This is a genomic window from Frigoribacterium sp. AC759, from assembly GCF_979256015.1.
The window spans coordinates 479,998-505,259 of sequence record NZ_CEEDMT010000001.1 but is presented as its reverse complement, the minus strand read 5'-3'; the positions used below and the strand labels follow the sequence as shown (position 1 = coordinate 505,259).

General features: G+C 66.9%; 21 protein-coding genes and 1 pseudogene. 12 read left to right on the top strand and 10 right to left on the bottom strand.

Annotated features, from left to right (window positions below; genetic code table 11):
* Nucleotides 1-384: 384 nt before the first annotated feature.
* Entirely contained in the window at nt 385-720 is a 336-nt protein-coding gene (locus ACZ6JE_RS02335; RefSeq protein ID WP_464318094.1) for a histone-like nucleoid-structuring protein Lsr2, read from the top strand.
* Between the two features lie 522 nt (nt 721-1,242).
* Here the strand turns inward: ACZ6JE_RS02335 and ACZ6JE_RS02330 are convergent.
* The 3 genes from ACZ6JE_RS02330 to ACZ6JE_RS02320 all read right to left on the bottom strand — a co-directional run bounded on the left by ACZ6JE_RS02330 (nt 1,243) and on the right by ACZ6JE_RS02320 (nt 4,182).
* On the bottom strand, nt 1,243-1,842 hold the full coding sequence (locus tag ACZ6JE_RS02330) for a recombinase family protein (protein WP_464318093.1): 600 nt from the start codon (nt 1,840-1,842) through the stop codon (nt 1,243-1,245).
* A 164-nt stretch (nt 1,843-2,006) separates the two neighbouring features.
* Entirely contained in the window at nt 2,007-3,125 is a 1,119-nt protein-coding gene (locus ACZ6JE_RS02325) for a DUF475 domain-containing protein (RefSeq protein WP_464318092.1), read from the bottom strand.
* Nucleotides 3,126-3,306: 181 nt separating this feature from the next.
* The gene (locus tag ACZ6JE_RS02320) at nt 3,307-4,182 is read right to left on the bottom strand and encodes a serine hydrolase domain-containing protein (RefSeq protein WP_464318091.1); all 876 of its coding nucleotides are present in this window, start codon (nt 4,180-4,182) and stop codon (nt 3,307-3,309) included.
* 48 nt (nt 4,183-4,230) lie between these two features.
* Between ACZ6JE_RS02320 and ACZ6JE_RS02315 the strand changes: the two genes are divergently transcribed.
* The 4 genes from ACZ6JE_RS02315 (at nt 4,231) to ACZ6JE_RS02300 (ending at nt 9,235) form a co-directional block, all read left to right on the top strand.
* Complete coding sequence (locus ACZ6JE_RS02315; protein WP_464318090.1) at nt 4,231-5,100, top strand: helix-turn-helix domain-containing protein; 870 nt, start codon at nt 4,231-4,233, stop codon at nt 5,098-5,100.
* Nucleotides 5,101-5,193: 93 nt separating this feature from the next.
* Entirely contained in the window at nt 5,194-6,057 is an 864-nt protein-coding gene (locus ACZ6JE_RS02310; RefSeq protein ID WP_464318089.1) for an ABC transporter ATP-binding protein, read from the top strand.
* On the top strand, nt 6,054-7,106 hold the full coding sequence (locus tag ACZ6JE_RS02305; RefSeq protein ID WP_464318088.1) for an iron-siderophore ABC transporter substrate-binding protein: 1,053 nt from the start codon (nt 6,054-6,056) through the stop codon (nt 7,104-7,106). Before ACZ6JE_RS02310 ends, ACZ6JE_RS02305 begins: the two co-directional genes overlap by 4 nt.
* Nucleotides 7,103-9,235 (top strand): iron ABC transporter permease, encoded by a 2,133-nt coding sequence (locus tag ACZ6JE_RS02300; RefSeq protein WP_464318087.1) that lies wholly within the window; start codon nt 7,103-7,105, stop codon nt 9,233-9,235. Before ACZ6JE_RS02305 ends, ACZ6JE_RS02300 begins: the two co-directional genes overlap by 4 nt.
* Before the next feature lie 103 nt (nt 9,236-9,338).
* Here the strand turns inward: ACZ6JE_RS02300 and ACZ6JE_RS02295 are convergent, their stop codons facing one another.
* Nucleotides 9,339-9,794: a hypothetical protein gene (locus ACZ6JE_RS02295; protein WP_464318086.1), complete on the bottom strand. Its 456-nt coding sequence runs from the start codon at nt 9,792-9,794 to the stop codon at nt 9,339-9,341.
* Between the two features lie 129 nt (nt 9,795-9,923).
* Between ACZ6JE_RS02295 and ACZ6JE_RS02290 the strand changes: the two genes are divergently transcribed.
* Entirely contained in the window at nt 9,924-10,964 is a 1,041-nt protein-coding gene (locus tag ACZ6JE_RS02290) for a LacI family DNA-binding transcriptional regulator (protein WP_464318085.1), read from the top strand.
* A 55-nt stretch (nt 10,965-11,019) separates the two neighbouring features.
* Here the strand turns inward: ACZ6JE_RS02290 and ACZ6JE_RS02285 are convergent, their stop codons facing one another.
* From ACZ6JE_RS02285 to ACZ6JE_RS02270, 4 genes are read right to left on the bottom strand one after another with little or no spacing between them, the layout of a single operon-like run.
* Nucleotides 11,020-12,360, bottom strand: a complete 1,341-nt coding sequence (locus ACZ6JE_RS02285; RefSeq protein ID WP_464318084.1) for a hypothetical protein — start codon at nt 12,358-12,360, stop codon at nt 11,020-11,022.
* 1 nt (nt 12,361) lies between these two features.
* Entirely contained in the window at nt 12,362-13,072 is a 711-nt protein-coding gene (locus tag ACZ6JE_RS02280; protein ID WP_464318083.1) for a hypothetical protein, read from the bottom strand.
* Complete coding sequence (locus ACZ6JE_RS02275) at nt 13,069-15,249, bottom strand: hydantoinase/oxoprolinase family protein (RefSeq protein WP_464318082.1); 2,181 nt, start codon at nt 15,247-15,249, stop codon at nt 13,069-13,071. The genes ACZ6JE_RS02280 and ACZ6JE_RS02275 overlap by 4 nt, the downstream gene beginning before the upstream one ends.
* 45 nt (nt 15,250-15,294) lie before the next feature.
* Nucleotides 15,295-16,920, bottom strand: coding sequence for an FAD-dependent oxidoreductase (locus tag ACZ6JE_RS02270; RefSeq protein ID WP_464318081.1), 1,626 nt, complete (start codon nt 16,918-16,920; stop codon nt 15,295-15,297).
* Between the two features lie 913 nt (nt 16,921-17,833).
* Between ACZ6JE_RS02270 and ACZ6JE_RS02265 the strand changes: the two genes are divergently transcribed.
* The 3 genes and pseudogenes from ACZ6JE_RS02265 (at nt 17,834) to ACZ6JE_RS02255 (ending at nt 19,312) form a co-directional block, all read left to right on the top strand.
* Entirely contained in the window at nt 17,834-18,214 is a 381-nt protein-coding gene (locus ACZ6JE_RS02265; RefSeq protein WP_464318080.1) for a DUF1801 domain-containing protein, read from the top strand.
* Between the two features lie 229 nt (nt 18,215-18,443).
* Nucleotides 18,444-18,800 (top strand): annotated as a pseudogene (locus ACZ6JE_RS02260) (pyridoxamine 5'-phosphate oxidase family protein); the annotation flags it as partial.
* A 110-nt stretch (nt 18,801-18,910) separates the two neighbouring features.
* The gene (locus ACZ6JE_RS02255) at nt 18,911-19,312 is read left to right on the top strand and encodes a VOC family protein (RefSeq protein WP_464318079.1); all 402 of its coding nucleotides are present in this window, start codon (nt 18,911-18,913) and stop codon (nt 19,310-19,312) included.
* A gap of 442 nt (nt 19,313-19,754) precedes the next feature.
* On the opposite strand, the gene ACZ6JE_RS02250 is transcribed toward ACZ6JE_RS02255, so the two are convergent.
* The gene (locus ACZ6JE_RS02250) at nt 19,755-20,387 is read right to left on the bottom strand and encodes a hypothetical protein (RefSeq protein WP_464318078.1); all 633 of its coding nucleotides are present in this window, start codon (nt 20,385-20,387) and stop codon (nt 19,755-19,757) included.
* A 277-nt stretch (nt 20,388-20,664) separates the two neighbouring features.
* Between ACZ6JE_RS02250 and ACZ6JE_RS02245 the strand changes: the two genes are divergently transcribed.
* A complete protein-coding gene (locus tag ACZ6JE_RS02245) occupies nt 20,665-21,243 on the top strand; it encodes a recombinase family protein (RefSeq protein WP_464318077.1) in 579 nt (192 codons plus the stop codon).
* A gap of 73 nt (nt 21,244-21,316) precedes the next feature.
* The gene (locus ACZ6JE_RS02240; RefSeq protein ID WP_464318076.1) at nt 21,317-21,652 is read left to right on the top strand and encodes a histone-like nucleoid-structuring protein Lsr2; all 336 of its coding nucleotides are present in this window, start codon (nt 21,317-21,319) and stop codon (nt 21,650-21,652) included.
* A 66-nt stretch (nt 21,653-21,718) separates the two neighbouring features.
* On the opposite strand, the gene ACZ6JE_RS02235 is transcribed toward ACZ6JE_RS02240, so the two are convergent.
* Complete coding sequence (locus ACZ6JE_RS02235) at nt 21,719-21,931, bottom strand: hypothetical protein (protein WP_464318075.1); 213 nt, start codon at nt 21,929-21,931, stop codon at nt 21,719-21,721.
* A gap of 325 nt (nt 21,932-22,256) precedes the next feature.
* Here ACZ6JE_RS02235 and ACZ6JE_RS02230 point away from each other — a divergent pair, with 325 nt between their 5' ends.
* On the top strand, nt 22,257-25,082 hold the full coding sequence (locus ACZ6JE_RS02230) for an NACHT domain-containing protein (protein WP_464318074.1): 2,826 nt from the start codon (nt 22,257-22,259) through the stop codon (nt 25,080-25,082).
* Nucleotides 25,083-25,262: the final 180 nt, after the last annotated feature.

The following is a 25,262-nucleotide window of genomic DNA, read 5'->3' as shown; positions in this document are numbered from 1 at the left end:
GCAAACGACCTGAACCAAACGGACGCGTTCGGTTACGGAGTCGTTATTGGTACGGGGTACATGACCGAATCTCACCTGCCTATGAAGAACCTGTGAAGCCTCATGCTGGTCCCACAGGGCTAGGGTACAGACCGGTTTTTTCGACATCGGCGTGTCGCTAGAAGCAGACCCGCGAATACTGGCCCTCGTTGTGGTCACGACCACGGCATGCAATGCGACCGAAGCCCGATTCACAAAACCGTGTCTTATCGGCACCCCCGAGGGCTATTTCGGTATTGCCTTGCAAGTGAGGTGATTTCAAGATGTGGCTGGCATCTGGTTCCGACATAGTGGTCATGAAGATGCGTGAACTCGCGCTATTGACCGCAACGAAAAGGATGAATTATGGCTCAGAAGACTCTTGTTCAGCTCATCGATGACCTCGACGGAACCCCCATCGCCGACGGAGAAGGCCGCACCGTTACGTTCTCTCTGAACGGGGCCTCTTACGAGATCGACCTCTCGGATGCCCACGCCGACGAACTCGCCACCGTGCTTGCCCCCTACATCGATGGCGGCCGGCGCGTCGGCCGAAGCAGCACCCGGGCAGCGGGTGGCACGAAGTCGGACCCGGCCGAGCTGCAGAAGATGCGCGAATGGGCGCGCGCGAACGGCCACGACGTCTCCGACCGAGGCCGCGTGTCGGGCACCATCCGCGACGCCTACAACGTCGCGCACTAAAACCACGCCAACATCTCCCTGATGAAGGAACGAGAGCGCATCAACGTCCCCGCACGCGCTCACCATCTTGAAGACAACGGAGCGGTGCCCTTGATCGCAACGTCATGACTGCATATGGCATCTACCTCGATCGAGCCGGACACATCACCCGCCTCCATGCCAGCCGGCACACTCTTCAACTACTGCTGGCGGACCTGTACGCCTTCACCCCCGATGGCTCTCGGCTCTCCGGCGTCGTCATCACCAGTCGGTGAGACCCGGCTACCTGCCCGATTCCGCGACTGCCCGCAGCCTTACAGCCCGGCACGTTGCATCACGATTCGACGATCACGGCCTTGTCGCCGGTCATGACCACCGGCGGGCCGCCGCCGGGAGACAGCGCATTCGAGAGCTGCGCGGGTAGCGGGCTGACACTCCCGGTGCATACGGTATTACCGCGGAACAGGCCAGGTAGGGGCGGTACCGATGCCAGCCCCAGCCGGGCCCGGGCCGCGGCGGCCTAAGTGTCGTCGCGGCCCGACCTCACTCCTCCGCCAGGCTTCCGCCAATATGACGCGCCAGCGCTCGGTACAGGGTCGTTCGGTCGATCTGCAGGTCCCGCGCGATCTTCGCCTTCGGCACCCCCGACCCAATCAACCTGAGCGCATCGTCGAGCTGCTCGGCAGTGAGTTTCTGCGACCGCCCCTTGTACTTACCCGCCGCCTGGGCCAACCGGATGCCCTCCCGCTGACGCTCTCGAATCAGGGTCCGCTCAAACTCCGCGAACGCCCCCAGCAAGTTCAGCATCAGCCGGCCGATCGCGTCCTCAGTGTCCCGACTGTAGGTCTGCTGCTCCTTCACGAACGCCACCGATGCACCCTTGCCCGTGATCTCGTCCACGATCTCTCGCAGGTCCGTCAGGGACCGAGCGAGCCGGTCCATCGAGGCGACCTTGACGACGTCGCCTTCTCGGACATAACGGATGCACTCCAGCAACGCGACCCGATCTGTCCGAGATCCACCGGACACCTTCTCTTCGAACACCCGGTCGACGTCACCGATGGCCTCGAGCTGCCGACCGAGGTTCTGATCCACCGAGCTCACCCGGACATACGCCACCGTCTGCGTCTTGTGCTGCACCATCCCTAGACCATGACACACACCTGTAGCGAAAACCCCAGAACACGCCCTAACGCCACGCGAGCCGCGCACCCTGTTAGCTGTGGTACTGGGGTATACCCCAAAGAGGCATAGCCCCTAGGATGTGTCTGTTCTGGGGAGAAATGAAGTGAATGCCGTGCGCAGTGTCATCCAGCCAAGAGGCGCCTCCGTCGGCGCCACGGCAGGGACGTGAGCAGAGCAGCTCCGATGATGGCTGTACCGAACCAGCCGACAATGGCCCCCGGGATCGGGACCACAAGACTGGCCCCGAGCAGGACAGACAGGACCCCGAGCACGTAGGCAGCCCCGGCCTTGAGGTGCCGCAGCCGGGCCAACCCCTTGGTGCTGTCGATGCGGGACGTCAGGCGCGCGAGGTACACCGCGCCGATACCCACCCCGATCATCGCCACCACGGCCTGTTCGACGTACGCCAGCCCCGTATCCGTCGACGACAGCGTGTAGACACCATCGAGGATCTCGAAGAGCATGAACACCGTCAGCCCGCGCTGGAAGACCACGGTGGCGGCGTAGACGTGCAGTCGCCAGGCAGCGTCGCCCCTGACAGCGAGCCGTCCGACGGCGCGCACGACAAGGTAGGTCAAGACGCCAACTGCCCCCGCAATACCGACTGTGACTCGGTCCTCAGAAGGCGCGACTGCGGTCATCAGCGCCGCCGCAGCCACCGCGGACCCCAGCGCCAGCATCCGCGGCCTCGTCACCCGGGCAGCCCACGCCTCGAGGCGTCCGAGCCAAGGATGCGGACGAGGTGCCCGGTCGACGTTGAACAGGTACTCGGTGAAAACGAGCCAGATGAAAGCGGCACCGAACGCGGCAAGCCCGGGCCGCGCGGCCCCGAGATGCTCCGCAAACAGCGCTGGCTGGACGAGGGCTTCCGTCGCCGCGGCGGCCGGGGACTCGGCCTCGCTGACGGCGACCGCAGCCGGCGGCAGCAGTAGACGCATGACGAGCACGCCCGCCACGAGGCCGACCGAAAGAAAAAGTCGGCGGGCTGGAGAGTGCAGGCGGGCCGCAATACCGGCCATGGGTACAGACGAGTCGGCGCTCATGGCGATCTCGAGTACGACGAGAGCGACGAGTGCGAAGGCGGCGGCCGGCGAAACCAACCACCAGACCAGCAGGACGGCGACGACGGTTAGTGCAAGCGGCAGGGCGAGCGAATTGCGGACGAGGAGGCGCATACGGGCCTTCCGGTTCGAGGTCGGAGGCGCATCCTCGAGCCCGGCCACCCAGTCGAGCAGGGCCACGTGCAAAGCAGCTGAACTTGCGATGTCGAGAATCACACACGAGGGAATGGCGGTCCAACGGTCCGACCCCTGGCAAGCCAAGGGACGCCGAGAAGCGTCCCGACGAAAGACCGGCTAACGGGCGGTGTCAGTAGTCGTTGGAAACACAAGTGCGGACTTGCCGGCTTGAATGCACCGCCTTTTAATTGGTGGCCGTTCGCTGTAAGTGCATTGCAATGCGCCGGGCAAGTGGGTCGGCTCGCTCATGGTCCGACGCCGTAATCGTGACGATGGCCGCACCGGAGAAGATGACGAGCTGTCCGTATGCGCCGTGGAGCCGCCACATGTTCCCCGGTCCATCCCAGCCCGCGAACGCGTACCGCTGGTAGCCCGGCGATTCTCCGGCCTTGACCCAGTCGGAGTGCAGGGCACGGGGCCACTTCGGGTCGAGGATCTGTTCGCCGTCCCAGCGGCCGTTGTCTCGGACGAGCCATCCGATTCGTGCCAGCTCCTCTGTCCGCAGTGCGAGGCCGCTTCCGGCGACGACGAAGCCGAGCGGGCAGCGCTCCCATGTGGCTCCGCGGATGCCGAGAGGGTGCAGCAGCCGTTTGTTGACGTAGTCGCCGACATCACCCACCACGGTCGCGAGTGCCCTCATGGCCGTGTAGGTGCTGGCGTTCGAGTACTGGAACGCCCTCGCAGAGGAAGGGCGGCGCAGGAACTCGAGGGCGAGGTCGGGCCAGTCCGTCATGAGCGTCGGGGTCCACGGGAAGTCGACGCCGCTGCTCATCGTGATGAGGTGGCGGAGGGTGACGGTCTCGGTGCCTGCCCCCGGCACGAGGTCAGGGAACAGGGACGCCGCCGGAGCGTCGAGCCAGAGGAGACCATCGTCCTCTGCGCATCCCAAGGCGAGTGCGCAGACGCCCTTGACGGCGGAATGGATGTCGGTCCGGACGTCGGCGACCCACCGGTGCTCTGCGGCGTCGTTCCCGATGAGCACGTGCAACCCGTGGGCGACGAAGCCCATCGCCTCGATGTCCCGGACGATGAGGTCGCGAAGGCTTTCGGCGTGCGTCACAGGTCAAGTCTGCATCCTCGGACCGGGTCGGGTGCCTAGGATTTCCCCGTGCAGACCGAGGACACCCGCGGGACGTGGCCGCGCGAGCGGGACACTGTGGTGTTCACGTCGGACCTCGACGCGGCCCCACCCGCACCGCCCTTCGCCATCCGGGCCGGCAGCGTGAAGGCCCGGTCACCGTGGGAGTTCGCTCCGCATGCCCACACCGTCCACGAGTTGGTGTGGGTGCGTGAGGGCACGATGACGGTCAGGGTCGACGGCATGGTGCTGACCGTCCCGGACGGATACGGGGTCTGGATTCCGGCTGGCCGGACACATGCCGGTAGGACGACCGCCGGAGCGGAGCTGTGCGACGCCACGTTCGCACCCGACCGTTCTGGGGTGCAGATCCTCGAGCCATGTGTCGTCGAGGTCACAACGTTGCTCGGCGCGCTCCTGACGCGACTCGAAGAGGCCTTGCTTGGAATGGAGGAACGGCTCCGCCTCGAGGCCGTCGTCTTCGACAACGTCGTCCCCGCCCCGCCGAGGTTCGCCCTTCCGGTGCCAAGCACCCTCCGCATCGCGCCGATCGTCGAGGCCCTGCTCGAGAACCCAACTAATGCCGCCTCCCTCGACGACTGGGCGGCGGCACTCGGCCTGAGCACCCGGACCCTGTCACGGATCTTTCGGGCCGAGACGGGCTTGTCGTTCTTCCAGTGGCGACAAGCTCTCCGCATCCATCACTCCGTCACCCTCCTTGCCAGCGGGCTCGCCGTTCAGGACGTCGCTGACGTCATGGGTCACGCCGATGCCAGCAGTTTCATCGCCTCCTTCAAGCGCGTGACGGGGACCACTCCAGGCGCCTACGCCCTCGCCCACGCCCACGCCCACGCCACACCCTGTGTCCAGAACGACGCATCAGATGGCCCCGGAGCCTGATTGCCGACATGCGAAGGTGCCCGTATCTTGTAAGGAAAGGCTGCCCTTACCAACACGCAGCCGACATCCCTTGAGAACGAGCTGCCCGGCATCATGCACCCCTCCCCCACCGAAGGCCCCTTCACGAGCCTCGACGCGACCGACGTCGTGCTCGGCTTCGGTGGGGACCGCGTCGTCGACGGCGTCTCGCTCATTCTCCGCCCCGGCTCCGTCACCGCCCTCGTCGGTCCAAACGGATCCGGGAAGTCGACGCTCCTGCGGGCCCTGGCACGCCTCCACATCCCGAACAGCGGGATGGTGCTCCTTGACGGCCGTCCGGTCTCGACGCTTCACCCCCGCGAGTTCGCACGTCACGTGACGCTCTTCGCCCAGTCCCGGACGGCGCCGGCAGGGCTCAGCGTCCGCGAGGTCGTCGAATTTGGCAGGCACCCCCACCGGCACCGGTTCGCGGGCCTCAGCTCGACCGACCGCGACGTCGTCACGCAGGCCATGTCCGAGACGGGCCTTTTGCCCATGGCGGACCGAGCCGCCGGGCAGCTGAGCGGAGGCGAGCTGCAGAGAGTCTGGCTGGCGACGTGCCTCGCTCAACAGACCGGAACGATACTTCTCGACGAGCCGACCAACCACCTCGACCTGCGCTACCAGATGGAAACCCTCGACCTTATCCGCGACCTGGTCGAGATCCGCGGCGCAGCCGTAGGCGTCGTCTTGCACGACCTCGACCACGCAGCACGCATCGCCGACCATCTGGTTCTGCTGCACCAAGGCCGGGTCATCTCCGAAGGACCACCACAGGCCGTCCTCACCGCCGCGCACATCCAGATGGCGTACGGCGTGCAGGTCGAGGTGACGGTCGACGCTCGCACCGGCCGCCTCCGCATCGACCCCGAAACCAGGCACCCACCCCGGGTGATGACACACGACCCCGATCCCCTCTGGAAGGACCCCACCACATGACCCGCTCTCGCCTCCTCACGGCCGCTGCCGTGGCCGGCATCGCCGCCCTGACCCTCACCGGGTGCGGCACAACGACCGTCGACACGGCCTCATCGACCGTCGCCGTCGACTCTGAGGACTGCCGCGTCGACGAAACGACGACCGCGACAGGTCCCGTCTCCGTCACCGACAGCCTGGGACGTACCGTCGACCTCGACGCTCCGGCCGAGCGGGTCGTCGTCCTCGAATGGCAGCAGACCGAGGACCTCCTCACCCTGTGCGTCGCCCCCGTCGGCGCGGCGTCGACGACGGACTACGCCACGTACGTCAGCGCCGAGACGCTGCCGTCCAGCACGGTCGACGTCGGAGAGCGCGGCGAACCTGACCTCGACACCCTCTACGGCCTCGACCCAGATCTCATCATCCTCGAGTCCTACGGCGACGATGACGCCCTCCTTCGTCAGCTCGAAGAACGAGACGTCCCCGTCCTCGCCACGATCGGCGCGGACGCCTCGGGACAGCTCGAGAACATGAAGGAAGTGTTCTCTCTCATCGCTGAGGCCACCGGCAGGACCGAACGAGCCGACCAGATTCTTGCTGACTTCGACGACCACCTCGCAGAGGCCAAGAAGGCGGTGGCAGACGCCGACCTGCAGACAACGGACTTCGTCTTCTTCGACGGCTGGGTCGAGAGCGGCAACGTCGTCATCCGCCCCTACGGGCAGGGTGCGCTCTTTACTGAGCTCGGCGAAGACCTGGGCCTGACGGGCGCCTGGACCGACGAGATCGACCAGTCCTACGGCAGCGGCGGGGTCGACCCGTCCTACGGTCTCGCACAGACCGACCTCGAGGGACTCACCGCGGTCGGTAACGCCAACCTCGTGTACTCCAACGACGGCACGGCCGAGAGCTACGTCACCGAGCTTGCCAAGAGCCCGATCTGGGCCGCCCTGCCCGCAGTGCAGCAGGGCCGGGCTGTGGAGTTCGCCCCCGGCGTCTGGGGAGCAGGCGGGCCTCGCTCGAACGAGCAGGCCATCGACGCCTTCGTGGACGTCATCACCAGCCTGTGACACATCCCCGCCCCGATGCCGAACGCCGCCCTGTCCCCGGGGCGGCGTTCGCCAGTGCGCGGCTCGGCTCGTCAGCCAACAACAGAGCGGCGCTCGGCGGTGCCGGGCTGCTCGTCATGCTCGCGGCCGCGGTGCTCGTCGTCGGGTCGTGGCACCTCACGCAGGGAACCTCAGGGATCGGTCCCGCAGAGCTGTTGCGGGCCCTCCGCGGGGGCGAAATCACTGCGGGCGGAGTGCCCCTGCGCGACATCGTCCTCGGTTCCCGCGTTCCCCGGTTACTCGCCGGGATCGCCGTCGGCATCGCCCTTGGCGTTGCGGGATCGCTGCTGCAGAGCGTGACCCGCAATCAGCTGGCGTCGCCGGACACTCTCGCCGTCACCGCAGGGGCCTACTTCGCCCTCACCGCTGTCGCTGCCTTTGGCCTGGCCGTCCCGTTCTGGGCCTCCAGCACAGTCGCATTCGTCGGTGGACTTCTGGCTGCAGGCGTTGTTCTCACCCTCACCGGCACTGCGGCGAGGTCGGCCAGCACCCGACTGATCCTGGCGGGCTCCGCCATCGCCATGGCCCTCGACGCCGGCACTGCGATGCTTCTCATCCTGTTCCGCGAGAACACCACGGGTCTTTTTGCCTGGGGCAGTGGCTCCCTCGGGCAGCTGAACGTTGACGCCTCCCTCCGGGCCGCTCCACTCATCGGAGTTGTCGTCCTCGGAAGCCTCCTGCTCGCGAGACGCCTCGACGTGCTGGGGCTCGGCGAGGACACCGCGCAGAGCCTCGGCGTGCCGGTGCGCGGCACCCGGACCATGGCGGTCATCGGCGCCGTCATCCTGACCGCGACGTCCGTCACCCTCGCCGGTCCCATCGCGTTTGTGGGCCTCGGCGCCCCCGTTCTTGCGCGGCTGATGGCCCAACGCATCCGCGCTCTCCAACTTCACGCGTTCTTCATCCCCGCGTCCGGCCTGCTTGGTGCGCTGCTCATCCTCCTCGCCGACGCAGGGCTGCGCGCCATCCTGGGCGCCGAGGGCGCCACCGCCATCCCGACGGGCATCCCGACCGCCCTGCTTGGCGGCATCGTCATCATCGTCCTGGCGCTCCGCCTACGAGACGCGGGCGCCTCACAAGGCCCCGCCCCAACACGTTCCGCACAACTCAGGACGACCCGGAAATTCCTGACAGTCGGCGCGGCCGCTCTGCTACTGCTCCTCACGGCCACCGTCGTCGCCCTCCTGCTCGGCAGCTTGCCCCTTCGTCTCGGCGACCTCGTCCTCTGGCTCCAACAAGCCGCTCCCGACCTCGTCGCGCGCGCGCTCGACGAACGAGCTGCCCGTATCGCTGCCGCGGTCCTCGCCGGTGCCGCGCTCGCCCTGTCCGGAACCGCTGTGCAGGGAACCGTCCGCAACCCCCTCGCCGAGCCAGGGCTGCTCGGCATCACCGCCGGGGCAGGGCTCGGAGCGGTCGTGGTGGTCACGTCCGGTGTCGGCGGCCGGCCCTTGCTCGTGGTGTGCGCCGTCATCGCGGGATTGGCAACCTTCGCCCTCATCGCACTGCTGGCCTGGCGAGGCGGGCTGCTACCCGATCGCTTCGTGCTGGTCGGCATCGGCACCGGTTACGCCCTCAGCTCCGTGACAACGTTCCTCCTCCTCAGCTCCGACCCATGGCAGACACCCCGCATCCTGACCTGGCTCTCGGGAACCACCTATGGACGGTCCTTGCCCGACGTCGTTCCGGTAGCCGTGGGCCTAGTCATAGCCGTGCCCCTGCTGCTCGGGCTGCGACGCCACCTCGATCTGCTTGCAGTCGACGAGGACACCCCCCGCATCCTCGGGGTCCGTCTGGGCCCCACCCGGCTGGGCGTCCTCGTACTCGCTGCAGCCCTTGCCGCGCTGTCCGTCGTGGCCGTCGGCACGATCGGGTTTGTTGGACTGGTCGCGCCGCACCTCGCCCGCACCCTTGTCGGCTCCCGACACAGCCGGGTCCTTCCCGTGTCGATGATCCTTGGCGCGCTGCTCGTGCTCATCGCCGACACCCTTGGCCGAACCATCATCGCTCCGTCACAGTTACCCGCCGGCCTCATGATCGCCCTGGTCGGAGCGCCATATCTTGTCTGGCTTCTCCGCCACACGCGTGACTGACCCAACGCCACCTTGTCCTCCTTGCTCATTGGCGCCCCGGTAGACCACCGTCTATCGGGCGGCTCGACTCATCTCTCTAGCAAAGCTGTAACTCTTAAAGCGCCTAGGAACATCTGCTGCTCCTGCTCGTTCCAGACGGCTTCGGGGAACGGGCGGCGGGCGGCGCCCAGACGTTCGACACGACGGGGTTGGCGTCGCATTCGGTCCACGGACCCGCCAGGCTGTCGGCGTAGACGAACGAGATGCCCCCGGGGTTCTCGTGCGGTGCGTAGTAGAGGTACCACTCACCGAGAGGGTCGGCCAGGTGCTCTCCGGCGTGGAACACGCTCGGGAAGATGAACTCGCCGGTCGGTGCGTAGTCGAGGTCGTCGGCCACGGTCACCTCGCCCCCGTATCCGAAGTGCGGCAGCCCGACCTCTGCCGCCGCCTGTCCCGGGACCAGCCCGCCCACGCCGAGGGCCAGGGCGGCCACCACGGCCGCCGCCCGCGCCACCCGCCGGCCCGTAGGGAGTGTCTGCCGCGTCGCGGATCGGTTCGCCATCACGTTCTCAGTCGACATGTCGTTCCTCTCCGGCGACGACGCGACAGCATCGTCGCTGTCATCGGTCGACGTCACCGATCGTTTGCTAATGCGTATTAGCAACACCTGTCACACTAGACGCATGAGCCAGCACCTGTCGAGGCCGTCGTGACGAACCCGCGTGCGGGCCGCATGACGCAGCGGCGCATCGCCGAACTCGCGGGCGTCAGCCAGGCCGTCGTGTCGCTGGTCCTCAACGGCAAGGCCGACGAGGCCAGCCGCATCCCGGCCGAGACCAGCGCCCGAGTCATGAAGGTCATCCGCGACACGCAGTACACGGTCGATCCCGCGGCTCGGCGGTTGGCGGGTGCCGGCAACGAGATCATCGGCGTCTTCACCTACGAGCCCGCCTTCCCGACCGAGGCACAGGACTTCTACACACCCCTGCTGGCCGGCATCGAGGCCGAGGCCGAGGCGCTGGGGTGCGACCTCCTGATGTTCACGAGTGCGCCGGTCCACGAGGGTCGACGCGTCCTCCTGCACCAGAACAACCGCCTCCGCCTCTCGGACGGCTGCCTGCTGCTCGGCCTGGCGATGGAGGCCGGCGAACTTGAGCGGCTCGTCGACGACGGGTTCCCGTTCGTCGCCGTCGGCCGACGGGACGTGCCGGGCGTGCCCTACGTCGGACTCGACTACGTCACGCCCACGGCTGACCTCGTCCGTCAGGCGGCCGACGTGGGCCACCGTCACCTGGCCTACCTGCACCTCGACTCCCCCGGCGAGTCCGTGCTCGACCGGCAGCGCGGAGTCCGCGAGGGCGCCGCCGCCGCGGGCGTCCGAGCCGAGCTGCGGGCCGTGACCACGACCGAGCTGACCCATGATCTCGTGGCCGAGCTCGTCCGAGACGGCACGACGGGCCTGGTCGTCGAGTCCGCCGAGCACGCCGAGACGCTCTGGCAGGTGGCGACGCACCTCGGGCTCGAGGTGCCGCGGGACCTGTCGATGATCGTCTTGTCGGAGCACCCGCGCCCCCGGCCCGAGATGCCGGACTTCACCCGACTGCGTCCGTTGCGGTCTCGGCTCGGTGCGCGGTCCCTCCAGCTGCTCGCGCGCCTTCTGCACGATCCCGACCTGCCCGACGACGAGCGACGCGTCCTGATCGACTGCGAGACGGTCGCCGGCGAGACCCTGGGTCCGCCGGCGACCTGAGGCCGCGCCGACACGCTCGGTGCACCGGGCGACCCCGCACCTCCGAGACCCGAATTCAGAGGTACATGAGGGCCGAAACGACAATCCCGCCAATCGCCACCGGCCAAACGTAAGGCAGAGTGCGGACCATCACCTGTTGCGGCTTGACTCCCGAGTACTGCGCTGCCCACACGGTCTGCGTGCTCGTGGGGTCCGCGATACCGAAGACCTGGTTGTACGAGGCCATGAGCCCGAGCACGGCGAGCGGCGAGTAGAAGCCGATCGCGGTCAGCGCCCCCGCGATGCCCGCGCCGAGACCGTAGATGTTCAGGGGTCCGCGATAGAGGCAAAGCGGCACGAGGACCGAGAACACGATCACGTAGAGCCAGATATTCGTCGGTGCGAGCGCCTCGACGATTGGGCTCAGCGCACCGACCGCACCGGGCAGCGAGACCGCCGCGAGCAGCATGCCGATGGCGATGAAGAGTGTGATTGGAGGCGCGGCGACGGCGAACCCGTCGTACAGCGACCTGAGGAGGCGCGTGCTCATGTCGCGAGGACGCGTCGTCGTCACGAGGGCGTACAGGATGCCGGCCAGCAGCGACGGGATGATCGGCACCTCGAGCACGAGGGCGAGCACGATCGGCACCAGCGGCGTGACGAGCGACCACCACGGGGCGTCGCCGAGGCGGGCGCGACGCGAGGGTCGGCGGGCCGCCTTCCCCGTCGGTTCGTCGTCGCGACGCTGCGACATCGAGGCAAATGACCAGGCGTGCACGGTTCCCCGGCGGCGCGTCTCGATCAACACGAAGGCCACGGCCGCGACGAGAGCGAAGGGGAACAGCACGATCATGAACGACCGCACCTCGGGGATGGTCAGCCCGAGCGCCGTCGAGAAGAACTGCCAGACGGGAAGCTCGAACGGCACGCCCACGCCGATGCCCATCAGGATCGTGCCGGCCGCGGTCACCTTGGGGACCCCGACGGCGACCATGGCGGGGATGCCGATGACGCCGGCGAGCAGTGCCGCCGGGGCGGAGCCGGTGACCGATCCGACGAGCGCCGAGATGACGAGCACTCCGAGCGCCACGACAACGGGACGGTCACCGGCGAACTCGACCGTCTTGCGCACGAGGGTGTCGGCAATGGCCGTCTCGCGCATGAGCGACCCGAGCCACGATCCGAGCAGGATCGCGATCATGGTCGCCGCGAGTCGCACCGCCCCCTCTTGGACGACCGTCTGCAGGACGCTGCCCTCGGCACCCGACGCGGGAGCCCCGGGCGCGCCCATGAGCGGTGCGCCCGAGACGAGCGCGATGGCGACGGCGAGCAAGACGAGAGCGAACGCGGTCGGCAGCTTGCCACTGAGGATGAGGGCGACACCGGCCGCCATGATGAGGATGATCGCGATGCCCATGTCAGGACTCCTTGACGGGTCGGCGCACCTGGTCGAGGGCCGAAGCGGCCGCCGCGGTGACGAGGAGGGGGGATCGACCGAGGCCGAGGGTGGCTCGGGCGAAGGAGTGGGCGGCGAGTTCGTCCGCGCCCGCAATGTGCGCCCAACGGTGCCAGCGGCCGAGCGAGAACGCGGCCTCGCCGACGGCGATCCGTAGCTCCCGGGCGTGCGAGTGACTGATGAGGTCGTGCGCCCGCTCGTGCTCGATCGCGGCGTTGCGAACTGAGCCGGGTTCGAACCAACCCCGCCAGTCCAGCCGGTCGACGAGGTCCTCGCAGAATTCGACGCTGTCGAGGTAGAGGTCGATCGTGCGCGTGCGGTGGGTGAACCGGGCGACGGCGGGGTCACCCGAGACCAGACCGTCCCGGTGCTCGACGACGGTCATCCCACGGGTGGCGTGGGGCGCACCGGGCCCGTCGGCGTCCACGTCGGGGTCGACGGCGTCCACGTCGGGGTCGACGGCGTGGGCCAAGGGCCCCGGGACGCGGGCGCGGCCCGCCAGGTCGCGGCCGAACTCTTGCGCCCGTGCGCTGATCCGGCGGAGCGCGTCGGTCGACCGCGCCTGGTTGGTCGGCGTCCCGCGGAGCAGGACGACGCCGAGCTCGACGTCCGTCGTGGTGGCGAGCGCCCGGAGCGGTTCGAGGTCGAGACGCCTCCCTGACGTGCGGTTCACGAGCGGGCCTCGAGGACGGCGACGAGGTCCTGGTCGGAGGGCTTGCCCTGCATCTCGGTACGAGCCAGCGAGACCAGTGCACCCTCGTCGAGCACGCCCGAGAGGTCGGAGAGGGTGGGGCCGATCAGCAGGTGCACCGCGGGGGCCCGTGATCCTCCGTCGCCGTAACTCGTAAGCTGCGAGATCATCCGCGGCACCAGTTCACCACCGGTCGCGACGGTGCCCTGCTCGACGTGCGCGTCGGGCGACGCCAGCCGCACGACGCCGTCGCGGTCGACGACCCGCACGGCGCGGCGAGGCCGCCGCAGGAACGATCGGGCCGGTGGGGCCCCGTAGACCACGTGGCTCGGCGTCTCGGCCAGCACGTCGAGGCGTTCGACGTCCACCCTCAGGCTCTCGGCGGCGAGGCGGTCGAGGTCGGCGCGCTGGAGGGTGTGGGTGCGGTCCTGGGTGCGGAGTTCGGTGGCGCCCGTCGCGATGGCGCGGACGGTGTTCGACTGCGGGTCGACCGTGACGTCGACCGTGACCCCCGCTGGCGCCGCCCCCTGAGCGATCACCGCCTCCTCCGCTTCTCGTCGGACGCCGAGGATCTGCTCATCCGTGGCCCCGGGGATGACGCGTTCGACCTGCTCGCGGACGAGCGCGAGGGCGACGCCGATCGGGCTGATGACCTCACCGTGACGCGCGATGCTCCAGTCGTGACCGGACTGCTCGCCGGCGAATGGGGTGACCGACGCCGCGCCTCCTCCCCCTCCGACCAGACGGACTCCGGTCTCGGCGAGCCGGTAGTCCTTGACAAGTTCGGCGACGACCGCGAGCACGGGTTCTGTGCCCTTGCTCAGCACCTGACGCGCGGCGTCGTCGACCGTCGTGTCGAGCGCGGTGGCGAGGGGCTCCATCGCGAGGCGGGCGGTCTCACGCGAGGAGTGCGCGTACTCCGTGTCGGGTACGAGGCCGAGGGCGTTGGCGGCGCAGGTCATGGTGAGGGCGAAGCGGCCCGCCGATGACTCGAGCGCGACGTAGTCGGCCGGGTCGCCCTCGAGCGGCGAGATCGAGACCAGGGCGGCGCCGGCCAGGTCGGCGGCGTCGGCGAAGCAGGCATAGGGCAGCCCCGCAATGTGAGCACTGCGCGGCCCGACGGCCGTCACCTGGGCGACCGAGCCCGACGTCCTCACCCGCAGCATCGAGCCACCGCCGACGCCGACGGTGCGGACGTCGAGGGCAGTCAGGAACGTCGAGCTGCCACCGAACCGCGTGTGCTGCACGGCGACCTTGCCGCGCCGGATCACCGAGACGTCGGTCGAGGTGCCACCGGTCTCGAGGAAGACGCCGTCGCTGATGTGTTCTTGCATGAGCGCTCCGGCGACGCCCGCGGCGGGCCCCGAGAGGACCGTGAGCAAGGGACGGCGTCGCATCTCATCGAGGGACATGACTCCGCCGTCGCAGCGCATCACCATCAGGGGCGCGGTGATGCCGGCGGCGTCGATACTCGACTGGACGAGGTCCGCGGTCGCGAACATCTTCGGCAGGATGACGGCGTTGAGCACGGCGGTGCGAGTCCTCTTGCTGAGGCCGTAGAGCGACGAGATGTCGTGGGTGGCGGTGACGAAGAAGCCGCGAGCCCGGGCCCGCTCGGCGACGTGGGTCTCGCCCGACTCGTCGTCGACGCTGAAGGGCTCCGAGACGACGACGGAGCGGATGCCCCGGCCGTCGAGCTCCTCCAGGAGGTGGTCGATCGCGGCGTCGTCGTCGGCCCGGCGGAGGTGACGGAACTCGAGGGGCAGCGTGATGCCCTCGGCCAGCTCGATCTTGCTGAGGGAGGCGAGCCGTTTGACGAAGAACCCCGAGGCGCCCGTGCCGATGCCGATCAGTCCCACCGGCGCCACGTCACCCTCGAGCAGGGCGTTCGTGGCCTGGGTCGTGCCGTGGGCCAGGAACACAACGTCGTCGGGGGAACGGCCGATGTTGCTCAGCAGCCGGTGCAAGCCCTGGATGATGCCCGCGGCGACGCCGTCGGGATGGTCGTGGCTCGTCGGGGTCTTCGTCTGACCGATGAGGTCGAGGGTCACCGCGTCCACGGCGACGGCGTCGGTGAACGTCCCCCCGACGTCGATGCCGATGCGGACGGGCGCGGTGGGTGGGGTCTCGGATCGCGGGGTCTCGGGTCGTTCGTTCACGTCGTCGTGATCTCTCTCGTCGGTGAGGGGTGCGGGGTCTGGTAGTCAGTAGGCCTGGACGGCCGGCCACCGTCGCTCGACGCCCTCGGCGTCCAGTCGGCGGGCGAAGGCCGCGAAGCGATCAGGATCGGCCTGGACCTCGCGAGGCAGGACGCCGGTGGCGAGCGCCTCGACGACGAGGGCGCCAGCGACCTCTCCGACGTTCCACTCGACCGGGTGCAGGCGGAAGCAACCGTTGCTGACATGGGTTGTGCCCAGGTTCTTGCCGGCCGGCAACAGGTTCGTCACGCGCACCGGGATGAGGGCGCCGAGCGGGATCTCGAAAGGCACGCTGGGCACGTCGACGTAGTTGTCACCGCCGGTGGAGGGGTGCAGGTCGAGCCGGTAGCTGCCGACGCCGACGGAGTCGCGACGGTGGACCCGGCCGGTCTCGCCGAGCACCTCGGCCGAGACGTCGTGCTCGGTCACCGTGGTGACGGCCTTGATGCGCCGCGACTCGCGGACGTAGGGCGCGAGGGCCAGGCCGTCGGTCGACCCCGTGACATCGCCCCGCAGGCGGAGACCAGGGAAGCCCTGGCCGCCGTCCTCCCTGGGCGCCTCGGTCTGCAGCCAGTAGAGCAGCGAGAGGGACAACTGTCGGGCCTCGTACACGGCCCGCTCGGCCACCTCGGGGCCGGCACCGACGTAGGGCTGGAGCCAGTAGTCGTTGAGCGGCCAGTTGACAAGGCAGATGTCGGAGTCGAAGGCACCGTCGGTGAAGAGCTTGCGGGCCAGGATGCGCCGGAAGCCCCACAGCTCCCTGTCTCCGGCGTCGGCGCTCTGGTCGGCACTGATCGCGAGCGGGTCGGCGTCGGGGTTCGGGACGAAGGTGCGGGGGTGGGCCTCGAGCGACCGCGGGTCGGGCGCCATGAAGGCGAGCAGAGGGCCCGGCCAGAAGTCGGGCCGGTACGAACGCCAGAAGTCGTACATCTCGGGCCGCTCGATGGTGTGCACCTCGCCCTCGTGGTGCGAGACGGCGAAGCAGAACGTGATGCCCTGCTGGTTCAGAGGGTCTCCCTCGGCCGGGGCGTGCGGTTCGCCGTGCTCGGCGGACGACTCGGCACCGGTCACGTGCTCGACGCCGGCGAGCTCGAGCAGCTCACCGGTCTCGGTCGCGTCGAGGACGAACGAGGCGCGGATCTTGACCTCGCGCCCGTCGCGCCCCATGGCGGTGACCGACTCGCAGCGGTCTCCCTCGGAGCTGGCCGCCACCGGTCGGTGCTCGGTCAACACGGTAAGCAGGCCGGCGCTGCGGTACGGCGCGAGCATCTCGTCGATGACGGCGACCGCGACGCGGGGCTCGTGGCAGAGCTTGCTGACACGGCCCGCCCCCGGGTTGAGCTCCCGCCAAGCGGCAGCCTCCGGGCGCAGTGGGTAGACACGGCGGTAGTGGTCGCGGATGCCGTCGCGCAACGCACGATAGGCCGCCGTCACACCGAACTGCTCGACCCACGGGTGCTCGTCTGGCGGGACCGCCTGTGACGTCAGCTGACCGCCGAGCCAGATGGTCTCCTCGGTGAGGACGGCGCGTCGACCTGATCGGCAGACGGCCAGGGCGGCAGCGACGCCACCCAGACCTCCTCCGACGATCAGGACATCGGTGTCGAGTTCGACTCGTGCGCTCGTGGTCACGCAGGGCTCCTTTGGCTTGCTGTCCGAATTCACGCTAATGCGTATTAGCTAGATCAGTATGGGCCTTGTTTTGCCCGAGGCGCAAGTAAATCGACCTCGTCAGAAGTCATGCCGCGAGACTTTTCCGCTTGACTGAACGCGCTATACCGCAGAGTCCACCCCTGACGGCCACACAGACAAAGGTCGCCGAGTCAAGCTGTGACGCCGAAGCCGCCACACCACGGCGAACACATGGCCCGCTCGACGTTGAACATCGACGACGCCCCCCCACTTCAGGATCGCCGCTGTGGCAGCTTCCCTTCAAGGACTCGGGCGACGTCACCGATCGCTTCGAGCTGCAGCCGAGGTCACCCGGAGATACGCAGCAACCCATGTTTGTGCTGCATCACCCTTAGACCTCGATACACATATGTTGTGAAAATTTCAAAAACGGACCCTAACTCCGCGCCCGCTCCGCGCCCGCTCCGCTCCGGAGTGCCCGTAGCACCGTCCGGAACATGTCTCGGTGAAGGACCGGCTATCGGGCAGCACCCAGAGCACCCGCAGGGATCATCGCCTGTACCTCAGCGCATGGCCCCCATCCGTTACCCCTGTTCAATATTGAGGTTATGTCTTGTTCGGCGGGCGTGTTCGGGTATAGCGTCCCCAGCAGTTGGCCCCGATTTACTCGGTAATGGCACCAGACGATGGCGCCTGTCGGTCTAGCCCTGATCCCGACGTCAGGCATCGCTTAGATCACATCAGACCCGTCTGGTTGGGTACCGATCAGCGGACATCTCTTCAAACGGTGACGACGGAGGAGATGTTCGCTCCACAGGTCTCGCAGGCGAGCCTTCTGGAACGACGACCGACGGAGACGTCCCATGATCGACACGACCCAGCACGTCCACCCTCAGTGCCCGCCGGCGACGTCGTGACCGCAGCCGAGGTCGACGCCTGGTTCGACGACCTCGACCACCCGATGAAGGATGCGGCGCTGACGCTGCGGCACGGCCTCGCGACGGTCTCCCCCGACGTCAACGAGAACATCAAGTGGAAGGCGCCGAACTTCGCCCTGCGTGACGACTTCGCGACCATGAATCTGCGCCGACCGGCGGCCGTCCAGGTGATCCTGCACACCGGAGCGCGCCCCAAACCCGACCACCCCGAGATCCTCCTCGACGACCCGTCTGGCCTGCTGCGTCGCGCCGACCGCAATCGCTGGGTCGCGACGTTCACCAGCGCCGACCACGTGCGCGACGCACTTCCCGCGTTCATGGTGATCGCCGCCTCCTGGGTGCACCAGCTCGAGTAGCCGAGCCCCGAGTGCTTCTCTCACGCCGCTGTCTGAGGCCCATCGCTTGACGGCGTGAGGATGGAGGGTCAGAGTCGGCCTGCACGCCGTTTCAGACCACCTCGGCCGACAGGCCTTCTCGCACGCACCTCGAGGCGCAGCATCCCTGGCCCCACGACAGCACAGTCAGCGACGACACCTGCACCAGAACGACGGCGTCGAGCGAGTGCTGAGCTGAGACGAGTGCTGGGGGCACATCCGCCGCCGTCGCAGAGGCCGCATCGCCTGGGGCTACAGGCCCAGCATCGACATCACACCGACGAGCTACCTCGCCGACGGGCAGACCATCTACATCCCGACCGACCTGAGCACCCGGACGGTCATGACGGGCACCTCACCGTGGGTCGCGTTCGAGATCGACGGTCTCGGCGAGGATGCGCGGTGGAGCGTCCTCATCAAGGGGCACACCCATCCGGTGGTCTCGCAAGCAGACGATGACGTGATCGACTCCCTCCGCAGCCACCCCGTGCGACGCGGACCCACTGTGCGGTTCGTGCGACTCGATCCGACCGAGGTGACCGGCTGGGTCACGTTCCCCGACCTCTAGCCCGTCGGAGCGTCGCTCGGCACCGCCCGCCACGGACCGACGATGCCGGGAGGCGCTTCTGCGGCTCACGCCCCTTGACCGCGCAAGCGGATGGGACGACCATCGCGGGCATGAGCCTCTACATAAGCTGCCCAGTCGCGAACGTCGCCGCCTCCACCGCCTTCTACACGGTTCTCGGCTGGAGCCTCGACAGTCGGATGTCGCGTGACGACGTCTCGTGCTTCGCCATCGGTGCCGATCAGTACCTGATGCTCGGCAGCCGCGAGATGTACGCCAGCGTGGGCGGCACGGAAGAGCTCATCGGGGGCCCCGAGACCCCCTCGAAGGTGACGCTCTCGTTCGACCTCGGAAGCAAGGACGCGGTCGATGAGCTCATCGATCGCGCCGGCGCTGCGGGCGCTCGGATCGGCGACACCGACGACTACCCCTTCATGTATCAACGCCAGTTCGACGACCCCGACGGCTATCACTACTCGCCTTTCTGGATGAAACCGGCCGTCGAGCTGCAGTGACCCCTGCACCGGTGCCGGCGACGGATGACGTCGTGACCGGCGACGTGACCAAGGAAGGTCGGAGCCGGCCCGCACGCAGAGGCGGGCATCTACCACCAAGCGGGCGAGTGCCGGCCGAGGTCGGTCGTGATGTACGTGAACGCGAGTCCGGCTCGGCCGACGCGGATGGGCGAGGCTGCGATGACCGCCTGCCCGGAGGCCATCTCGAGTGGCGACCCGGGGAGGTCCTCGGGAGGATCCGCGCTGATCGTCCTCTCACCCGTCGCGGGAAGCGCCTGCAGGTGCGAGGCCGTCCTCGCCAGGGAGAGCCTCCAGGACGACCCGAGTCGTCTGGTGCTGCGGTCGGCGATGCCAGCGAGAGCTGCGGCTGCGGCGAGATAGCCCGTCGCCCAATCGAGGGCTTGGACGGGAAGAGATGCAGGTCGTCCGGCGCCGGTCGCGATCATGCCCGTGTGCGCGATGCCGGTCGCTCCTCGTTCGGCGCCCAGCGCGTGACGCCGTCCCACCGGCTTCCCGGGGTGAGACCGATGAGGTCCTCGGCATCGACGCTGCGTCCAGCGTCTGACGTCCGCCACTCCTCGGAGGTCTGCAAAGCGGCGGCTACTCCCCCGGACGCCACCACGGCGTCCTCGAGCTCCCGAGCGTCCCGTGACCGAATCGCGTGGGCAACCTCGGCCGCGTCAGCCTCGATCGGCGCTCCGAGCGTCGCAAGCAGAGCCGTTCGATGACGAGGCGCGTTCGCGTGCGTGCGGATCCATGACCCGTCCCGGGTGACGAACGCACCAGACAGCGGATCCCACGGGGACGGCGCACTCCAGCCGACCGGAACCAGATGCAGCCCGAACCACGCATCCGCCAGGGTGCGGTCCACAGCAGCCGATCCGCCAGCCGCGAGTCCGGCGACACGGACCACCCGACCGAGTGCGCCCGCGAGCAGCGACATGGACGCCGTGGCCAGCTCAGAGACCGCCAGCGGCGATGTCACGAAGCCCGTGCCGGAGAGCTCCGAATCGTCCTCCAGGCCCAGCACGCGTCGGGCTGCGTCCATTCTCTCGTGGGGATCCACCTCCGACATGTCCCGAGAGTACCGGTGGACGAGTCGGCAGCAAGCCCCTCCGACACGCCGACCCGACGACCGATCCCGTCCGTCGCCGAAGATGGGCTTGCGCAGCCCTCCCCCGGACCTGAGCCGTCTTGCATCCCTACGGTTGCGAGACGTCTCGCCGGCCTCAAACTTTGAGCAATCGCCGGCCCGAGATCTCGGGGCACAGTGAGTCTCATAACCATGTTTCGCAACCGTGGTGGAGAATCGGTGTCATGAAGGTTGGTTGCGAGACACAAATGGTCCTGCGATGAGGTTGATCGGCTACGCCCGGGTCTCGACCCGTCAGCAGGACACCGATCGGCAAGAACAAGATCTGCTCGCGGCGGGGGTCCGGCGGGATGACCTGTACGTCGACCAGGGCGTGTCCGGTGCGCGCGCATCACGACCGTCGTTCGACCGCGCTCTCGCCGCTCTCCACGGAGAAGACACGCTCGTCGTGACGACCCTCGACCGCCTAGGCCGTTCCACGATCGACATGCTCGGCTTCGCAGCGCAGCTCCGAGACCGCGGCGCCGGCCTCCGCGTCTTAAATCTCGGCGGCGGCGACGTCGACACCTCCACCCCAATGGGGTCAATGGTGTTCTCCGTCATGGCAGCTCTCGCGCAGATGGAACTCGAGATCAAACGCGAACGCGTCCGCGACTCCGTCTCGAAGAGGCGCCAAACGGGTAGTGATCTCGGCGGACGACGTCCTATGTTCACCGACAGCCAGATCCGTTCAGCGATCCGGCTTCTCGACGCTGGCCATCCGCCATCGCAGGTTGCTCGCGATTTCGGCATGTCCCGCGCAACTCGTTACCGGCGCATCGCCACACTGGACTCATAAGCGAAGCACTCGTAAGCCTGCGGAAAGCTCGTTGGTTCATGCAGCTGCCGCAGCACCGAAACAGAGGAACTCCATGGCCCGTAAGACCGTTATCCAGCTGACCGACGACATTGATGGCACACCCATTGCTGATGGAGCCGGACGTACCGTCACCTTCGCCCTTGATGGCATCGCCTACGAGACTGACCTCGGCGACGCACACCTCGCAGGACTCCACGAAGCGCTCACGCGTTACACCACCGCCGGCCGCCGCACAGGACGCAAGAGCAACGGCGCTGCAGCAGCCACCAAAACGAACAAGGCCGAGCTCACGAAGATCCGCGAGTGGGCCCGCCAGAACGGCCACAAAGTTTCCGACCGCGGACGTGTCTCGAGCACCATCCGTGATGCGTACGACGCCGCCAACTAATACGTCAACCACCAAGCTCTCGGTCACGACTCCTACTCACGCTCAGCCCAGTATCGCCAATGTTCGCTAGATGGAGCACAGAGCATCCACCGGGGGTGTCGTTAGTTCGATCGCGACGTACACGTCGTCGCCGTTGCGAACTTGTGCGGCCGCGCAAACGATCGGCGAGGCGGCCTTCCGTCCCTGCGCCCGCGCTATGAACGTTGCTGAGGTCGTCGGGGCATCGAGGTCCTGATCGTCCCCGTGCGGATGAGCCGCGACGCCGACATAGCCGCGCATGTCCGGACGGTCTGACGCGGAGGGTGCGGTCGTCATCAACGCGTCGGGCCAATAGCGATGCGCCCTAAGTCGGTGCATGACATCGAGCCGAAGAGCCTGTGGCTGTCCGATCTGTTGGGGCATCCCATACCTCGACACGCGAGGAACGGCACGTCTTGTCGGTAGGTCGCCCTGTTGCCTCTACGGAGCAGAATTGGAGGAGAGCAGATAGCCTTGAGAATCAGGACGCGGCGGTGGTTAGAGGGCTCGAGTAGTCGGCGCAGATCGCTGATTATCGACGGTTAGGTGTGGCTTGCTAGGTTGCCACGTCCCGGAGGGGGAAAGCATGGCAGACGATTACCCGCTAGAGGAACTTAGCCATCGGGCTTTCGAGCAGTTGACCGTTGCGTTGGCGCTGGAGGTGCTCGGCGCGGGTGTGGAGGCGTTTGGTTCTGGGCCAGATGGCGGCCGAGAAGCGACCTTTAGAGGCCGTGTTGATTGGTCCAAGACAGTTTTAGATGATCAAGGTGCCTGGGACGGGTACGTCGTGATTCAGGCGAAGCAAGCGGAACACCCCTCACAAGTCCCGGCAGCTAACCTGCGCTGGTTGAGAGACCAAATCGATGATGAACTCGATTCCTGGATGTCCGACTCCAGTAAACGCTCGCCATTCCCGCGGTACTTGATTTTCGTTACGAACGTCCGCCTGTCCAGCGTGCCTCGTGCGGGCGTGGACGCGATCAACGATCACGTCCGCCGGCGACTGGACGCAGCGTGGGCAGGCGACGACCGAAACACGCTGAGGAGACGTGGCCTCCAGGACTGGCGCATCTGGCACCGCGACCAGCTTAACGCTCTACTCACCCTTCATTCGAGTATTCGACAAGCTTTCAAGGGCCTCCTGACCGTCGGCGACCTATTGGCGAGACTTGGGGAGATCTCTGGTCTGCTCGACCCGGAAGTCTTCGCGCCTGTGCTCGGCGCACATGCGACGCGCACGCTGACGAGTGAGCGATGGGTCAGCTTCCGCGAGGCGGGAGGCTCTACTCGCGAATCAGTCGAGAACGTCTTTGTCGATCTCAAAGTCATCCCGTCGAGACGTCAAGAAGATGCCAATCGCGACGCCCCGCCCATTTCCGTGGTTGCAGAAGTACTTAGCCGTTCCGACATGGTTCTTAAACCCTCAATGCTCCCCACGTCACAACGTCATTTCGTTGTGACCGGCCAAGCAGGGAGCGGCAAAAGCACTGTGACGCGGTTTCTGACCCAGGCGTTCCGAGTCGCCTTCGCCCAAGAGGAGGCACTTACTCAAACGGAGCAAGAAGTTGTTGACGGCACAACGAGAGCGTTCGACCGAATGAAGGTAGCCCCGCCCCGGGGCCGGCGCTGGCCGATCCGGGTGGACCTTGCTGAGTTCGCTGACGCCGTCGGCCCAGACGGAGTCGTCGATCTTCTTCGGTGGCTCAGCATCCGTGTCAGCGACCGTGCGGGCCTGGATATTAAGCCCCACACTCTGACGCGGTGGCTGGCGCGTTGGCCTTGCGTAGTCATCTTTGACGGCCTCGACGAGGTGACAGCGCCAGAAGTTCGTCCTAGGGTTCTCGACGAGATCAAGCAGTTCGTCGAAGAATCGGAAAGGGACGATGCCGACCTTCTCGTTATCGTCACGACGCGACCTACTGGTTACACCGAACAGCTCATGCCCACCCACTTCCAGCAGCTTGACCTGGCCCACCTCGATGCGGCGGAGGCAGCCGTGTACGGGCGGCTAGTGACCATGCGGCGCCTATCGGATGACCTCGATCGACGTGACCAGTTGGTGCGATCGTTTAAGAAGCAGATCCGGGTTCCCGCCATGCTCCGTCTCATGAAAACTCCACTGCAAGTTCTAATCATGACGATCATCTTGGAGCGAGCAGGGGTGCTCCCTGCTGACAGGTACCAGTTGTTCTCTCAATACTTCGACACTGTCTATGAACGCGAGTCCGCGAAGAACACGAACCTCTCCACGTTGCTCACGCAGCAGAAAGCCCTGATCGTTTTTGTGCACGAAGCTGCCGGGCGCGTTCTGCAGATTCAGAGCGAGCATTCGGGGGATGCCCGCGGCATGCTGCCGCTAGCCGACTTGAGAGACCTTGTAGAACGACGACTCGAAGACTTGGGACACGATGCCGGGCTGGCCCGCGCAAGAATCGCCGACCAGGTGATGCAGGCCACAACCGAGCGACTTGTGCTTCTCGTCCCCGTCGAAGACGAAAGTGTCGCGTTTGAGATCCGCAGCCTGCAAGAACTAATGGCTGCACGCGCCCTGGTCAAGACGACGGACGCGAAACTACGCGAACGGCTCATCGCCATTGCGCCTAGCCCGCATTGGAGGAACACCTGGGTATTCGTCGCGGGAGCAATGTTTGCCGATGGGCCCGACCATCGCCGCGACCTCGTCGTGGATGTCGTTGAGTCCCTCGACCGCAGCACAACGTGGGCCGGGTGGCTGTCTCCAATCAGCCCCGAGATCGCCGCTATTTTGCTCGACGACGGGCTGGCGATTCCCACTCCCAACCTCCATCGACGACTAGTCGGCGTCGCCTTGCGGGCTATCGAAGGCGCCGTTCCAGTCGATCTTCGCGCTGTCGCCTCGGGCTTGGCGGCTTCCGCCGCCATTGACCCTAGCTTCCACATGCGCATACGGAACGCCCTAAAGTTGGCCCTGGACGGCTCGCCGAGGGCAGCAGTGACAGCCGTATATTTGCTTGTACATTCTAGGCTCGCTGACGGCCTACCTACAGGTAAGCTACGAGCTGTCGAACCAGGCGACGATGCAGGAACGGAAACCCGCTCGATTGGGCAAGCCCTTCGCGAGCAATTGACAGCAATGCCCGATACGGCCAATGCAACGTCAGTGTTAGCGCCCGTCTTGAATGAAGTAGATGACGTGTTCGTTCCAGCGTACGGTAGCCGAGAAATCGGCATACTTGGCTTACCACGTTCGGTGCCGTGGGATGGGGAGTTCGTCAGAACAGTCACCGATCCCGATAACGGCGAAATGTTGGAACTGCTCGTCGGAGCACTCGGCCCTAAGCACTGGCGCGCTGCGCATGGCCTCGCGATAGTTTACGCGGCAGCCGCTTCGCGACGCCCCGTTGGAAGCGACTTTCCCGAATTAGCGCCATAAAATCTGAGTAGACAACGCGCATCAGGCTAGAGGTCCTTCCCCGTGAGGGGAATAGTGGGCAAGTTTTCTGCCACCCGCGAGGCCGGCATGCAGGGCCATCGTCGGCAGTCCCGTGACTCGAATCCCTGAACGCTCGCATCTATAAATCTATAGGTCGGTCCTGGTCCGCCCTCCGCGACC

What these genes read in the sequence shown, in the direction of transcription:
- ACZ6JE_RS02305 (WP_464318088.1), top strand. Translation starts at nt 6,054, where the DNA reads ATGACCCGCTCTCGCCTCCTCACGGCCGCTGCCGTGGCCGGCATCGCC.
- ACZ6JE_RS02240 (WP_464318076.1), top strand. Translation starts at nt 21,317, where the DNA reads ATGGCCCGTAAGACCGTTATCCAGCTGACCGACGACATTGATGGCACA.
- ACZ6JE_RS02245 (WP_464318077.1), top strand. Translation starts at nt 20,665, where the DNA reads ATGAGGTTGATCGGCTACGCCCGGGTCTCGACCCGTCAGCAGGACACC.
- ACZ6JE_RS02330 (WP_464318093.1), bottom strand. Translation starts at nt 1,842, where the DNA reads ATGGTGCAGCACAAGACGCAGACGGTGGCGTATGTCCGGGTGAGCTCG.
- ACZ6JE_RS02250 (WP_464318078.1), bottom strand. Translation starts at nt 20,387, where the DNA reads ATGTCGGAGGTGGATCCCCACGAGAGAATGGACGCAGCCCGACGCGTG.
- ACZ6JE_RS02310 (WP_464318089.1), top strand. Translation starts at nt 5,194, where the DNA reads ATGCACCCCTCCCCCACCGAAGGCCCCTTCACGAGCCTCGACGCGACC.
- ACZ6JE_RS02295 (WP_464318086.1), bottom strand. Translation starts at nt 9,794, where the DNA reads ATGTCGACTGAGAACGTGATGGCGAACCGATCCGCGACGCGGCAGACA.
- ACZ6JE_RS02285 (WP_464318084.1), bottom strand. Translation starts at nt 12,360, where the DNA reads ATGGGCATCGCGATCATCCTCATCATGGCGGCCGGTGTCGCCCTCATC.
- ACZ6JE_RS02230 (WP_464318074.1), top strand. Translation starts at nt 22,257, where the DNA reads ATGGCAGACGATTACCCGCTAGAGGAACTTAGCCATCGGGCTTTCGAG.
- ACZ6JE_RS02335 (WP_464318094.1), top strand. Translation starts at nt 385, where the DNA reads ATGGCTCAGAAGACTCTTGTTCAGCTCATCGATGACCTCGACGGAACC.
- ACZ6JE_RS02235 (WP_464318075.1), bottom strand. Translation starts at nt 21,931, where the DNA reads ATGCGCGGCTATGTCGGCGTCGCGGCTCATCCGCACGGGGACGATCAG.
- ACZ6JE_RS02255 (WP_464318079.1), top strand. Translation starts at nt 18,911, where the DNA reads ATGAGCCTCTACATAAGCTGCCCAGTCGCGAACGTCGCCGCCTCCACC.